12 protein-coding genes are annotated in these 13985 nt (G+C 43.7%); 6 read left to right on the forward strand and 6 right to left on the reverse strand.

Annotated elements, in window-relative coordinates; all coding sequences use genetic code 11:
• Positions 1-676 precede the first annotated feature (676 nt).
• The 4 genes from K245_RS25405 (at position 677) to ade (ending at position 4744) form a co-directional block, all read left to right on the forward strand.
• Positions 677-1126, forward strand: coding sequence for a DUF1499 domain-containing protein (locus K245_RS25405; RefSeq protein WP_051284403.1), 450 nt, complete (start codon positions 677-679; stop codon positions 1124-1126).
• A gap of 216 nt (positions 1127-1342) precedes the next feature.
• Positions 1343-2053, forward strand: coding sequence for a DUF3313 domain-containing protein (locus K245_RS0118705; protein ID WP_027360429.1), 711 nt, complete (start codon positions 1343-1345; stop codon positions 2051-2053).
• A gap of 238 nt (positions 2054-2291) precedes the next feature.
• Positions 2292-2942 (forward strand): carbonic anhydrase, encoded by a 651-nt coding sequence (locus K245_RS25410; protein ID WP_198013934.1) that lies wholly within the window; start codon positions 2292-2294, stop codon positions 2940-2942.
• 80 nt (positions 2943-3022) lie between these two features.
• On the forward strand, positions 3023-4744 hold the full coding sequence (gene ade, locus K245_RS0118720) for an adenine deaminase (RefSeq protein ID WP_027360430.1): 1722 nt from the start codon (positions 3023-3025) through the stop codon (positions 4742-4744).
• Positions 4745-4875: 131 nt separating this feature from the next.
• On the opposite strand, the gene K245_RS0118725 is transcribed toward ade, so the two are convergent.
• Positions 4876-7386 carry an SPFH domain-containing protein gene (locus K245_RS0118725; protein WP_027360431.1) on the reverse strand — a complete coding sequence of 837 codons (2511 nt, stop codon included), beginning with the start codon at positions 7384-7386 and terminating at the stop codon, positions 4876-4878.
• A 402-nt stretch (positions 7387-7788) separates the two neighbouring features.
• On the opposite strand from K245_RS0118725, the gene K245_RS0118730 reads away from it, so the two are divergent.
• Together K245_RS0118730 and mtnA are read left to right on the forward strand one after the other, a co-directional pair.
• On the forward strand, positions 7789-8484 hold the full coding sequence (locus K245_RS0118730) for a type 1 glutamine amidotransferase (RefSeq protein ID WP_027360432.1): 696 nt from the start codon (positions 7789-7791) through the stop codon (positions 8482-8484).
• 146 nt (positions 8485-8630) lie between these two features.
• Positions 8631-9728 (forward strand): S-methyl-5-thioribose-1-phosphate isomerase, encoded by a 1098-nt coding sequence (gene mtnA, locus K245_RS0118735; RefSeq protein ID WP_027360433.1) that lies wholly within the window; start codon positions 8631-8633, stop codon positions 9726-9728.
• A 278-nt stretch (positions 9729-10006) separates the two neighbouring features.
• Here mtnA and K245_RS0118740 read toward each other — a convergent pair whose 3' ends face one another.
• The 5 genes from K245_RS0118740 to K245_RS0118765 form a co-directional block, all read right to left on the reverse strand.
• Positions 10007-10894 (reverse strand): transporter, encoded by an 888-nt coding sequence (locus K245_RS0118740; RefSeq protein WP_027360434.1) that lies wholly within the window; start codon positions 10892-10894, stop codon positions 10007-10009.
• Positions 10895-11623: 729 nt separating this feature from the next.
• Positions 11624-11944: a TusE/DsrC/DsvC family sulfur relay protein gene (locus K245_RS0118750; protein ID WP_027360435.1), complete on the reverse strand. Its 321-nt coding sequence runs from the start codon at positions 11942-11944 to the stop codon at positions 11624-11626.
• A gap of 12 nt (positions 11945-11956) precedes the next feature.
• Positions 11957-12280, reverse strand: coding sequence for an IscA/HesB family protein (locus K245_RS0118755; protein ID WP_027360436.1), 324 nt, complete (start codon positions 12278-12280; stop codon positions 11957-11959).
• Between the two features lie 265 nt (positions 12281-12545).
• Entirely contained in the window at positions 12546-13604 is a 1059-nt protein-coding gene (locus tag K245_RS26980) for a bifunctional UDP-sugar hydrolase/5'-nucleotidase (protein WP_027360437.1), read from the reverse strand.
• A gap of 147 nt (positions 13605-13751) precedes the next feature.
• On the reverse strand, positions 13752-13985 hold a 234-nt coding region (locus K245_RS0118765; RefSeq protein ID WP_027360438.1), incomplete at its 5' end, for a TusE/DsrC/DsvC family sulfur relay protein.

Here is a 13985-nt window from a genome sequence, read left to right on the forward strand (position 1 = left end):
TCTTCAATAGTTTCTCCACTGAATCAAGATCTCCGCCTATGCTTCCGTAGTGCCTGACCTCTCCTGAACGACCTTCTTCTGCGAGTGCCACATCTATACTATTTTTATGTACATCAAGGCCTACATATATGTTATTCTTCTTCATACCTGCCTCCATGGTTTTGGCTCTGTGTTTTTAGTCTCTAAAAATATAATCCACGTTTGCATGGATGGCAGGTTCTTTCTTTAGATGACAACCATGTTATCTACGCATCACACTTTTTTGATGGCACATTGACCATAAAAGGCACTTCTTAACTGAATATCAGGCAGAGCCATAAAGAATAATGGCCTTCCAATAAAGTTAGCATAATCTGTAGATGTCCCTTACGGATCGCTTTTTGGGAAAAAATTCGGCAAAAATTTGTTCTTTTACAACTGTGGGCGCCTGCCAAAGTTTAGCCTTAAATCAGCCTGGGCAGGGCCGGCAATGTTGCTGAGTGCAGGTCGGATTAGAGCGTCCTTTGCTCGTAATCCGACATAAAGCTTAAGCCATTTTTAGACTTTTTGCGACTCCATCAATATTAGCGATAGTTGGAATTCCAAATTCCCCAAAACTACAAAGAGCACAAGTTTTTTTAATTACAGTCTGTTAGAACGTCAGATTAACATTCCTTATTATTATAAAGGCATTTACATGCAAAAATCTGTTTTGGTTGTCTGCTTTCTAATTACTCTTACTGGCTGCACATGGGTAACGGGAAGAATGGAAGACTGTCCCTACACTCCCAACTGCGTTTCATCGAAAATGCAAAATCCGATTCACGGTATTGATCCTATTCCTTTTAGGGGTAGTCCTGAATCTGCAATGTCCCGCATTGAAAAAGTCATTCTTTCGATGCCTCGTACCGAGATCGTGGAGAAGGAGCCGGGATACATTCGGGCTATTTACATTTCTCTTGTTTTCAGATTTAGGGATGACGTCGAATGCATGGTAGATCCTGAAAAAAGTGTTATTCACATAAGATCGTCATCACGCCTCGGAATATCAGATCTCGGAGCAAACAGCCGAAGGGTAAAAGAAATAAAACGACTGTTTGACGGAGGTCTGGAGGCTGATAAAAAGCAAGGTGAAGAGTCGAAATGATGTTGTATTTTAGGAGCGGTAATAATTGACGGCCTTGCAAAAAAGGCGGCGGTGTCATGCCGGACTTGATCCGGCTTCAGCCACTTCTGGATGTCGGCCTGCGCCGGAATGATGGACATCCTGCCTTTTTGCGATTCTGTCAGTTCTAAACGAATTGTTATTGTCATGTTGCAGCAATAATAAGCAGTTAAACATTTTCAAATAAAGAGGATATTTATGAAGATCAATGGAAAGCTGGCCTTGTTGTCCTTATCTGTTTTTATGGCATTTTCTCTTACAGCATGTATGAACACCAAGCAGGCAAGATACATGGATGAAAAAACAAAAACCGTTCTTGTTGACCGTTCATTGCTGGATTATGGCGGATATGATGAGGCCCTTCTTCGGTATGCCAATCCAAAGGCAGACTATAAGAAATACACAAGTGTGATAATCGATCCGGTAATGATGTTTAAACCCAAAAATGCTTCAAAAGAAGAAATTGCGGATTTAAAAACTCTTTCTTCAAACTGCTATGGGTATCTTGTTAGAGAGTTAGGCAGTGATTTCAAGATTGTTAAAGATCCAGCGCCTGGAGTTCTTAAGATACAGGTAGCAATTCTGGACGCAGAAACGTCAGATCCTACTATGGATATGCTTTCAACTGTACTTCCTTTTGGGGCTGCTTTTTCTGTCGCTAAAACTTTTGTTACAGGAAAGCCTAGTGCTGTTGGTGAAATAAGCGGTGAAATGAAAATTACAGATGCAACCACAGGCGAAGTTCTGTTTGCAGGTGCAGATAGAAGAGCTGGCGGAAAAGGTATGAGCGGAATTTTTGATTCATGGCATGATGCAAACGCCGGAATGGAATATTGGGCAAAAAAAACCCGTTACGTTCTTTGTAAAGAACGCGGCGGAGACAAATGCGACAGGCCTAGTAATTTCTGATTTGAACAAAATCATAATGATGCTTAACTCTGATAAAATCCATCAGATAGACAGGATTGGCTTACCCGATGATCCTGGATTTTTTAAATCAAGATTAAAACAAACGATTCAACGGGCCGCATCTGTCTCAATTGAGGCGGCCTTCCTTAAGACTCTATTTCAGGAGTGAATGAACTCTGTGCTCCTGAAATCCGCCAGCAAGGGAAAGATGAAGATCTGTCTGGAAAGGAGAGGGACTATGAATCGACAAGAATCGGAAAACAACCCTTTGATTATCCACAACAAAAACGATGATGTTCTAAACGCAGACGAAGCGCTTGTGCGTCTGATGGAAGGGAATGAGCGTTTTCTGAGGGGCGAGCCACTACACACGAGGACATCCATGGAGGTTCTCGCAGATCTCGTCAAAGGCCAGAGACCCTATGCTACCATAGTGGGCTGCAGTGATTCGCGGGTGCCGCCGGAGCTTCTGTTTGACGCAGAATTCGGAGACCTGTTCGTCATCCGTGTGGCTGGCAATGTGTGTACGCCGGAGATTATGGGCAGCATCCAGTATGCAGGAACACATCTTAATATTGAATTGTTCATGATTCTTGGCCATGAAAACTGCGGTGCGGTCCAGGCTGCTCTATCTGCAAAGTTTCAGGGCGCTCAGGATCGTTCGCGCATACAGTTGCTGCTCCAGTCAATACTTCCGGGCCTTGATGATATCGATCCTCAGCTGCCACCACAGCGTATGCTTGAGTGCGCCGTCGAGGCCAACATCAGATGGACTATTCGTCAACTCAAGGAAACACCTGAAGGCCGTGCGCGCATAGCAGAAGGCCGCATCAAACTTGTGGGCGCGGTCTTTGAGATCACGACCGGAAGAGTGCGACTGATTCATTAATATACATGATACAGATACGTTTAGGTTGTTGTCTACGGTTCGTTTTTTATCCTCCTCACTTTGAATAAAGGAATTTAGGCATGTCTCTCGAAAAATTTATAAAAGTTGCATTAGGGGACTCTCCTGCGGATCTTCTGTTGAAAAACTGCATGATAATAAACACATTTTCATCCGAAGTTTTGAAGGGCAGCATTGCCATATGCGAAGACAGAATTGCAGGATTGGGAGAATATGAGGCCCTTGAAGTAATAGATATGAAAGGCATGTTCGCAGCACCAGGATTCATTGACGCCCATGTTCATATAGAAAGTTCCATGGCAGGGCCTGCCGGTTTTGCAAAGGCTGTACTTCCCCACGGAACAACTGCTGTCGTGGCTGATCCTCATGAAATTGCCAATGTTCTTGGATCAAAAGGCATAAACTATATGCTTGATTCGTCAGAAGGTCAGCCCATGAGCTTCTATTTTGCTCTGCCTTCATGTGTTCCGGCAACTCATATGGAAACATCCGGCGCTGTTCTTGATGCGGAGGATCTGCGGAATTTTTACAGACATCCGAGGGTGATCGCTCTTGCAGAAGTCATGAACTATCCGGGAGTGATTAACTGTAGCGTTGATATTCTCGACAAAATTTCAGATGCCATTGCGCTTGGCAAAAAGGTTGACGGACACGCCCCCCTTCTTGCTGGCAAGAGGCTTTGTTCATACGTTTCGGCAGGAATCGGAAGCGATCATGAGTGCTCTATGGCTGACGAAGCCATGGAAAAAATCCGTATGGGCATGCATATAATGATAAGGGAAGGCACCTGCGCCAGGAATCTGCAGGAACTTCTGAAGGCCGTCAATCCAGGTACATCCCGGAGAATGATGTGGTGCACAGATGACAGGCATCCCCATGATTTGTTGGATGACGGCCATATTGACGCCATAATTAGAAAAGCCATAAAAAATGGTCTTGACCCTGTGACAGCCATTCAAATGGCAACGCTTAATCCCGCAGAATATTTCGGTTTGAGAACTCATGGTGCGATAGCTCCTGGAATGAGGGCAGACATAGTATTTTTTAAGGATCTGATGGAGCCTGTCCCTGAAATAGTTTACAGCGGAGGAAAAAAGGTCGCTGAAAAAGGGGCGATGCTTGAGAGCGTTGTTTTCCCCGAAGCAAGCAATACTCCACCTTCCATGAACGTGAAAATTGAGAATCTGGATCTTAAGGTAAAGGCTGAACCTGGAAAAATAAAGGTGATAACTTCCGAGGTGGATCAGCTTATTACTGGAATTGAAATGGCAGAGCCCCTTGTCAGGGAGGGTCTTGTTGTTTCAGATCCAGAGCGTGATATTCTAAAGATAGCTGTGGTGGAAAGGCATTCTGGCAAGGCTGGGACAGGAATTGGATTCATAAAGGGATTCGGACTCAAGAATGGGGCCATGGCTTCAAGTGTCTGTCATGATTCCCACAATCTTATTTCAATCGGTACATCTGACGAAGACATGAAGGCAGCCATTGCTGAAATTATTCGAATGGGCGGAGGGCTTGCCGTGGCATGTAATGGTGAGATTGCCGCCTCTCTTCCGCTTGAAATGGCAGGACTGATGTCTTTTGAATCTGTGGAAGATATAAGGACAGGGCTTGATGCTGTCCTTGTTGCTGCCAAAACGATTGGGGCAGTGATGAAAGACCCTTTCATGACCATGTCTTTTATGGCTCTTCCTGTAATACCCGAGCTTAAGATAACCGACAAAGGGCTTGTAGATGTGAACTCTTTTTCAATAGTAAGTCTTTTTGGGCCTCAATGTTGTTGAATTAACGATTTCCCGTAGGGGGCGTGCCGTCCTTGCACGCACCATCTGGTTGAAAATGGTGCGTGGAAAAGCGCCACGCACCCTACTTTTGCATTATCCCCGGATGTTCCAATGCTTATAAAGCTGGTCTGTTATTCTGAAAGAGTATCGCTTGATGACTTGCCGGACTTCTTCAGAAGAGCTGAAACATCAATACCTGGCAGAAGCTTTGTCAACATGCCCATAAGTCCGTCAGTTGCGTTGCCTCCGCCTGCCACAAGAACATCCGGGACAATCTTGATTTTGCCTTTTTCTATGGATGAAGAAATCAGCTCCACGATCTTGATCTGCTTGATGGCATCTTCGCCAATGGCCGCCTTCTGTTTGCTGTAGGCCTGGGCAGTCGCCTCACCTATAGCGGCAATCTTGGACGCCTCGCCGTCACCTATGGCTATCAGGCGCTTGCCTTCTCCGGCTCCTTCAAGGGCTTTTGCCTCTGCCGTACCTTCGGCAAGGGTGATCATTTCCATTTTCTTCTGGGACGCCACTTTTACCGCAATTTCCGATGCAACCAGGGTGGGCTGCTGATCCGCTGTGGCCCTCATCTTTTCCATCTCGGTTCGTTCAGCCTGGGATTTCTGCTCCATCTTGTACATTTCCTGCTGCTGTTCAGCTATGATGCGCTTGGTCTGGGTCTGCATAAGATCTTCCGGAAGACGGATCTGGCAGATAAGGACTGATACGCATTCCACATGGTATCTCTCAAGATCTGCCCTGGCCCTTGTTTCAGCCTTTGCCTGCTCTTCGGATCTGCTCTGGAGAAAATTCATGGCTGAAGCCGTGGATGCCTGATTCCTGAACGACGAGTCTATCATAGGATGAATAACGTGTTGAATGAGGTTGTCTATGGAGCCGACCTTGGCCACCATGTATGGCGCCTGATCCGGCCTTACACGAATAACCACCTTGACTGCCACCTGAATTGGAAAACCGTCCTTGGATATGACGGTCAACTGGTCAAAGCGGGTGTCGTCCTGATCGTCCCAGTCTATGGTGATGTTTGTGGTGTCAATGATATACACCATAAATGCCCGGCGGTTGAGGTAATAGCGGCCAGGCCCGGCCACTTCTTCCTGAATTCCCCTGAAACCTTTTGGTACGACATATTTTTCTTTACCCTCTTCAACGGAAGCGCCGATCTGGGTTGATCCGAGACGTTTTTTCATCTCTTCAGTGGGATCATCGCCGACGTTTGATACGACAACTCCGACCTGACCACGCTCAATTACTGCGACATCATCGACTTCCACGCTGAACATGAATGGGTTGATGTAATATGTTCCGGGTCTGAGAACGTCAAGCTGGGGGCCACGTTGCCCCTGCTTGGACAGAAACGCTGAGCCGTCCTGATAATCATTATGGCCGGTGATGGGGCAGGCCACATATTCACGTTCAGGCAATGGAATACCGTCAAGAGCTGTGACCAGACCGACCTTGTTGGCTGCTATGACAACGGCCGGCGCGATCTGTATCTGAAAAAGATTGAGATTGATACGGTATGTTCCGGGCAGAAGCACATCGATCTGAGGGCCTTTCTGTCCGCCATTTTTAAGGAACGCTTCGCCATTTTCATAGTTTGAATGCCCAGGAACACTTTGTGCCAAGAGTCTGCCCATGGGTATTGGAGCTCCGTCCTGGGCTGTGACCATGCCGACTTCACCCTTGGCGATTACCACGGCCTTGGTATTGGTCACCTTGAAAAGATTTGGATGAATACGGTAAACACCTGGAGGAAGGATTTCAGTCTGAGGCCCTTTCTGGCCCCCATTTTTGATGAAATCAGCACCTGACTGGAATGAATTGTGGCCAGCCACAACATTTGCGAAAATGCGGCCAGCAGGAATTGATGTGCCGTCAGCCGACTCAATTAAGCCGATCTCACCTTCGCTGATCTTGGTGGCCTTGTTTTTTGTCACCTTGAACAGATAAGGATTGATACGATAGTTTCCAGGCGGAATGATTTCAATCTGAGGCCCTTTTTGTCCTCCATTTTTGATAAATGCTTCTCCGTTCTGAAAAGATGAGTGCCCTTCCACGGCCTGGGCAAATATCTTTCCTTCAGGAATGGCCACACCGTCCACAGACTCAACAATCCCTATTTCGAAATCCTTGATTGAGGTCACTGCACCCATGGTCAGCTTGAACAGATAAGGGTTGATACGGTATTTACCCGGAGGCAGCACCTCGATCTGAGGCCCTTTCTGTCCGCCATTTTTTATGAATGCCTCGCCGTCCTGATAGGAATTATGGCCTGCCACAACAGCGGCAAAGATATTTCCCGCAGGAATGGATGACCCGTCCACTGATTCGATCAGTCCGATTTCATTTTCCAGAATTTCTGTAAAAACGCTTTTTTTCGCCTTGTAGATAAACGGTATCAGGAAATGCAGACCAGGGCCGAGCGTCCTAGCCTGAATACCTACTTCATTGCCAAGCGCAACAACCCTGCCCTGGGGCATTTTCCGGCCAAACCACCGGCGCTCGATCAGGGCGATTTCATTACCTCCCACCACGACCACAGACGCATACAGCAGAATGGCAAAACAAACTGCCAGGGCCGCATACTCCCAGTTAATCGATAAAATAAAATCAAAAAAAAACATAAATGCCTCCTCTTTATTTCATGAATTTAAACAATGCTTGTTCAGTTTCTGAATGAAATTTTTAGATTAAAATCAGAGCCAAGGTTGTAGAAATATTTTGGTTTGGGTTTAGAGCTAACGCAAGGTTTTGCCGTTACTGCTTGTATGGGAAATCGGTACATTTTCTTACCTGCCATACTTTATATGAAGGCCATCCACGTAAGCAAGGCAAAAACAAGAGAATGTAAAACAAGCTCGTAAAAATTATATGATACCCAAGAAGTATGGTCTTTGTTGATTTATAATGATATTTTGTTGAATGTGTGGTCTTAACATACAGAAATAATTGTGTATGACGGTTTTGTGACTACAAATCAATATTTGTTAAAATTGTTACTTAAAATTAAATATGCGGGGTGCGCAATGAGGCTTCACTGGGTTCAGCATGTGCCTTTCGAGGGATTGGGGCATATCGGGGCATGGGCAACAACAAAAGGGTTCAGCGTTTCAGTAACAAAAACATATGAAGATGCATCTTTCCCTGAAACTGATGGGATCGATCTTCTTGTGATCATGGGCGGTCCCATGGGTGTTTATGATACTGATGTTTACCCTTGGCTTGCCCCTGAAAAGGGTTTCATCGGAAAAGCAATAAAAGATGGCGTTAAAATAATCGGAATCTGTCTTGGGGCGCAGCTTATTGCCGATGTTCTTGGCGCAAAAGTTACTCAAAATCCTGAAAAGGAAATAGGCTGGTTCAGATTAAATACTGAAAAAAAATATAATGGCCTGCTTAAAGGCCTGTTTGATGATTCTCCAGAAGCCTTTCACTGGCACGGCGATACCTTTGCTATTCCATCCGGAAGCGAGCTTGTCTGTTCAAGCGAAGGATGTGTAAATCAGGCCTTTGATTATCAGGACAGGGTTTTTGGTCTGCAATTCCATCTTGAAACAACACCATCTTCTGCCCAGGATCTTATCATGAACTGCGGCGATGAAATAAAAGCTGGTGGCAGATATATTCAGTCTGAAAAAGAGGTTGCAGCAGATTCATCAAAATTTCAAAAACTGAATACTATCATGGAAGATGTTCTTGAGAGAATTATTGCTGCGGTATGATTGTGACTTTGGTCAAATATTTTTTAATGTGCGAGGCATACAAAAACCTGTTTTTATTGAACTTGCAAATGGAATGATATTATGAAAAACAGTGTCACTTGATTTGAAATAATTCACTTATTTGAATAAAAACAGGACTTGAAGATATGAAAGAAAAAAATCAGAAACCTATCTGGTTCAAGGAAGACGGCATTGTCTGCGCCATTGATCAGAGGCGGTTGCCCCATGAGTTTACCGTTCTTGAACTTAAAACCGTAGACGATGTAATCCACGCCCTAAAGACAATGGTTGTCAGGGGCGCTCCTTTGATTGGTCTCAGTGGCGCATGGGGAGTTTATATCGCTGTCTTTTCTGCTCCTGTTTCTGAAAACAGGGAAGAATATATAAAGTCAGAATGCCTCAGGGTAAAAAACGCAAGGCCTACGGCCGTCAATCTCGCATGGGCTGTTGATATGTGTCTTGAAGCAGTTCTTGAGGAAAAAGATCCTGCTTCCCAGCTAAGAATTGCAAAGGAGAAAGCTCTCTGGGTTGATGATTATGAATCAGAAAACTGCCGAAAAATAGGCGTTAACGGACTGGATATCATTAAAAAGATTTCAGAGGCAAAAAAAGGAAAGACAGTAAATATCCTCACCCACTGCAACGCAGGCTGGCTTGCATGCATTGCCCACGGTACGGCAACAGCTCCTGTCTACGCTGCATTTGACGCTGGAATCGATGTGCATGTCTGGGTGGATGAGACTCGTCCTTTAAATCAAGGCTCAAGGCTGACAGCGTGGGAGCTTGGTAAGCACGGAGTAAAGCATACTGTGATAGCAGATAATACCGGCGGCCATCTCATGCAGCATGGAATGGTCGATATGGTCATTGTAGGCACTGACAGAACAACCCGTGCAGGAGACGTGGCAAACAAGATAGGAACCTACCTCAAGGCTCTGGCAGCAAAGGATAACGGAATTCCATTTTATGTCGCTCTTCCTTCTTCGACCTTTGACTGGACAATCACAGACGGATTGAAAGATATTCCTATAGAAGAACGTAATCCCGATGAAATCAGATATGTGCAGGGATTTAATGACGGAAGGATAATTAGTGTCCTTGTTCCGCCCGAGAACAGTCCTGCCGCAGATTATGCCTTTGACGTAACGCCTGCAAGACTTGTTACCGGCTTTATCACTGAAAATGGCGTTTGCGGGGCAAGCGAGAAAGAAATTCTTTCATTATTTCCAGATAAAAAGAGATGATTTAAAATGATTTTGGTTCTGTTTTATTTTCGTTTGCGAGAGCCTTCGGCGAGTCGCTTTTTAAAAAAGCTCCGCAAAAACTTTATGCTTATGTGTTTTAGCGAATAAATTATGCAAGCATAGCTTGGAAACGCCAATTTTTTCGTTCCTAAAAATAAGACTGAAAATAGAGCATAGCCACGAAAATAATTTTGGGTTGTTTCAGGAAGTGCGCCGGTGAGCGGAAAACAACCCGGTGCACTTCCTTATTGTTTTTTAACAGAAGGAGAGGGAATCTGTTAAAAAATGTAAGTATATCTTGCTCCGAAACGGCTTGTTTTTGAGCCGTTTTCCACGCTCAAGTCTTCGAGGTACTGGAGAAGAAGTCTTTGTTTTGGCGCCGGTGTAACTCCAAGTGTAAACTGAAGAGAGTGGGTTTCAGCCTCATCATCCATTGCGACATCTGCCACTGTGGTTTCCCCGCCTTTTTTGTAATAGTGGTCGAGTGAAACAAGCACGGTTTTGCTTATGTCATAGCTAAGATGGGTTTCCATTGCGAATGTCGGATCTTTTTCAAGAGTCGCACTGGCAGCTCCTGAATCACTGTTGTCAGTATAGAATTCAATATAAGGTGAAAGCTCAAGATAGAAATCACCCCAGCCTTTAACGAATCCAATCTCTGATTTGAAAGCCCATTGATTTGCCCCCATATTGAGGACTCTTTTATTGTCATACTCACCCAGCGGCATCTTGAACCATTCAGTTATACCAAGCCATGTTTTTGTCTCCGGATTACTGATGGGCCATATGCCTGCAAGGATTGTGGGGTCTGCGAGTCCTGACGAAGAAAACGATTTGTTGCCTACGCTGGTACCGTCAACTGTTATGTCTCCAAATGGTATTAGGGCCTGGATTGTCGCAGGCATGGAAGCAAGGGTAGTGTAATAGACGGGCCTGAATATCTGGGTATTTGCTGAAAGATTGAAGTCGTCAGCAACCTTGTCGCCATCTTTGTATTTTTCAAAACCCGAAGTGTGCCAGTAATAAAAAAGAACGCCAACCGTATCAGCCGGTGCAGGAATATATCCCCTTGTGTCACCAGCCATTGAGGCTGTCCACGTTGTAGCAAGGATAAGGGTGGATAACAGGAACGATTTTGTGAAAGACGTAAATTTATTTCTGGCCATGTAATACTCCTCTCTTGAATTCTGGTTTGTTTAAGTTTCAATCAAATTGTTATCATCCGAATGATTTGGACAGGCCTGTATAGTCAGGCCTGATTTTTCCTTGGATTGGAAACCGATTTAGTTGCTTAATTAGCCCGGTTTTTTATGTGAATAAGACTGATGCTCGACGCCGGTTTTATCGTCTGTAAAAAAAATCAAAATCCAGGAAGGAGATTGAGGTTGTTTTATGCAAACGGTGTTTTGTTTACAGACAATAATAAACTTAGCAATACGCATGCCGGATTAAAGTGAATGAAGCAATTTATACTTTTTAATCATAAAAAGCCATACTAAAGCCCGCTTTTATAAGTCTGTATAGGCTATGGGCATATTCGGAAAAACGTTGCGAATAGATTTGTCACGTTGTTTTGTCGCCATATGGTTATTTATTGTCGTATTATTAGACAGAAGAGGGTTGAGATATTTGGAATAATAGAATGCTATTTTCCATAAAGCGATTAAATCTCTAATGAGATGTAAAGGTGTTATGGGTAACTGAAAAGATTGGATGCAGGATCAATCAAGTCCTTTTTAGTTTTTTTTGCGAGTCCATCAGATACTTCAGGTTTCCGGCCTGCGCCGGAATGACGGTAATAGGACTGTCAGGATTGATAAATAAAAAAAGCCCTGCCTTTACAGCAGGGCTTTTTAAAATCTGATATTCAAACAGATTCAACTAAAACAATCTGGCTATACGCAACCGGTTGGTTTTGGGAGACCAGCCATTTTGCAAGCTCCTTTTCCTGGTCCTGAAGGGAACAGTTCATAGATGTGCTTAAGCTTGAAACCTGTGAGTTTTGAAAGAACGCGAACCATTGGTGCAATGCCGTTCTTCTTGTAGTAATCCTGAAGAACGTTAATTACCTGCCAATGTTCGTCAGAAAGAGTTTCGATACCTTCTTCCTTTTTGCAGTAATCAACCCACTCTGCAGTGTAGGTATTGAAATCTTCGAGGAAACCATCCTCATCAACTACGAACGTCTTGCCCTGAAAATCTACATTTGTTGCCATGATCTCTCCTTTTTAGTTGCTGCCGCATGAGCTTCCGCAGCTGCAGCCAGAGCATCCGCCACTTTCAAACTTCATGGGCGAGTTCACAGAAAAACCGTCCGCTTCTGTGAATTCAACGGATATTGGCTGAGCAGCAGCAAAAAACTCTTTTTCAATTATATAGGTTATATCTTCTATTTTTATGACCTCGTCGCCTTCGCTGAGTTCATCAAAAGCCATAGCTATCTGTGGGCCACCACATCCTCCGGAATGGAGAAAAATTCTTACAGGAGCCGCGTCCCTGTTTTCAAGAAAAATTTTTATCTGTTTTGTGGCAGCTGGTGTAACAGTTAACATTTTGTTTCCTGATATCGGATAGTTGTTAAAAACCTTGGCACCAGGGTGCTTCAGGAATGAATCCAAGAACTCTTACACTATTTATTTCTGAATGCAAACAATATATGCCTTTATAGCTCATGACTCTTTGAAAAAAATGAATAACCCGGATAATTTAAGTGTTTGTCTTTCTAAAAATGGCCACTGGCATTCAAATATGTATTTAAGAATCATTCATCCATTACCATGCCCGTGTTATTGAATACGGATTGAGCATCTATCGGTTTTATTCCATAGGAACAGTGCCGTCCTTGCTTTTTTTCATTTTTTCCATAAATGCGTCCGGGGATAGCTTTAAGACTTTTTTCCTTGCATCTTCTTCCTCTGCTTTTACCTTGGCATTTCTTTCAGATTCTTCAATTTTGATGGCTTCTGTATCAAACTCTTTTATCAGCTTTGCTATTTGAGGATCTTCAGGCATTTCAAGGGCAAGTGTAATATTTTCAAGTGTACAAGATTCGGGGATATTTTTTTCATTCAAATGTATTTTTAACATTCCGATACTTTCGCCGGACATGCTGTTTTGCACCATATAAGTATTTTTGATAAGTCTGGGCTCGAAGCTCAAATGCCGTCCATGCCCTGCTATTGCTACAAAAACTTTTTCCAGATCATTCATTTCCAGATAGTTTTTTGTCGCGTCGTCTCCCAGATGGGAAAGCAGAATTGAAAAATCTGCTTTCTTGTTCATTTCGGAAAGGGCTTTCTGCAATGCTCCATTCATGTCTCTATTAATTGAAACTTCTTTATTGATTGCTTCATCAGTAAAATATATGGAAGGAGTGATGCCTGTAATGCCAACTTTTAATCCGTTTAAATTAATGATTTTATATGGTTGGATGATATTGCCTTCATTTTTGCTTTTTTCTTCAGGTAAGCTTATATTGGCTGATACAAAGGGCAGTGAATTCTTTTTCGCAATCCCAGTGAAAAACTGTTTGCCAAACCCAAGATCATAATCACCGATATTGACGGCGTCGTATTTCATTATACCCATTGCCGTTGCTATGGTTTTGGCCCTTAGCTCGCCCGGGTTTTTATTTTTAAGAAACATGTCACCGCAATCAAGAACCAGAACGTTTTCGTTTTCCTTGCGGATTTTTTCAATAAATGCCGCCCTTCTTGATATACCGCCCTTTCTAGGGCTGCAACCACATGGCTCAATGGATCCGGCTGTGTCACCTGAAAACAAAATAACAAGATCATTAGACTTTGCATACGACGGGGCTTGAAAAATTAATAAGCATAAGGCTGACAGCGCGGACAGGATAATCATTTTTTTCATGGAAGACCTTTCTCCTATAATATGTTTTGTTAGCCAAGTGAAGGAACTTGGTTGCAGCTCTCCCGAATAAAAAAGGATATTTTCCGTTTATAGAAAAATATCCCTCTTTTAATTTAAATCCGAGCTTTCATGAACAGATTTTCTTAACTATACGCAACCTGTCGGTTTTGGAAGTCCGGCCATTTTGCAAGCTCCCTTTCCTGGTCCTGACGGGAACAGTTCATAGATGTGCTTAAGCTTGAAACCTGTGAGTTTTGAAAGAACGCGAACCATTGGTGCAATGCCGTTCTTCTTGTAGTAGTCCTGAAGAACGTTAATTACCTGCCAATGTTCGTCAGAAAGAGTTTCGATACCTTCTTCCTTCTTGCAGTAATCAACCCA

The sequence above is a fragment of the Desulforegula conservatrix Mb1Pa genome, from assembly GCF_000426225.1.
GTDB classification, from domain to species: domain Bacteria; phylum Desulfobacterota; class Desulfobacteria; order Desulfobacterales; family Desulforegulaceae; genus Desulforegula; species Desulforegula conservatrix.

What these genes read in the sequence shown, in the direction of transcription:
- K245_RS25405 (WP_051284403.1), top strand. Translation starts at nt 677, where the DNA reads ATGCAAAAATCTGTTTTGGTTGTCTGCTTTCTAATTACTCTTACTGGC.
- K245_RS0118705 (WP_027360429.1), top strand. Translation starts at nt 1,343, where the DNA reads ATGAAGATCAATGGAAAGCTGGCCTTGTTGTCCTTATCTGTTTTTATG.
- K245_RS25410 (WP_198013934.1), top strand. Translation starts at nt 2,292, where the DNA reads ATGAATCGACAAGAATCGGAAAACAACCCTTTGATTATCCACAACAAA.
- ade (WP_027360430.1), top strand. Translation starts at nt 3,023, where the DNA reads ATGTCTCTCGAAAAATTTATAAAAGTTGCATTAGGGGACTCTCCTGCG.
- K245_RS0118725 (WP_027360431.1), bottom strand. Translation starts at nt 7,386, where the DNA reads ATGTTTTTTTTTGATTTTATTTTATCGATTAACTGGGAGTATGCGGCC.
- K245_RS0118730 (WP_027360432.1), top strand. Translation starts at nt 7,789, where the DNA reads ATGAGGCTTCACTGGGTTCAGCATGTGCCTTTCGAGGGATTGGGGCAT.
- mtnA (WP_027360433.1), top strand. Translation starts at nt 8,631, where the DNA reads ATGAAAGAAAAAAATCAGAAACCTATCTGGTTCAAGGAAGACGGCATT.
- K245_RS0118740 (WP_027360434.1), bottom strand. Translation starts at nt 10,894, where the DNA reads ATGGCCAGAAATAAATTTACGTCTTTCACAAAATCGTTCCTGTTATCC.
- K245_RS0118750 (WP_027360435.1), bottom strand. Translation starts at nt 11,944, where the DNA reads ATGGCAACAAATGTAGATTTTCAGGGCAAGACGTTCGTAGTTGATGAG.
- K245_RS0118755 (WP_027360436.1), bottom strand. Translation starts at nt 12,280, where the DNA reads ATGTTAACTGTTACACCAGCTGCCACAAAACAGATAAAAATTTTTCTT.
- K245_RS26980 (WP_027360437.1), bottom strand. Translation starts at nt 13,604, where the DNA reads ATGAAAAAAATGATTATCCTGTCCGCGCTGTCAGCCTTATGCTTATTA.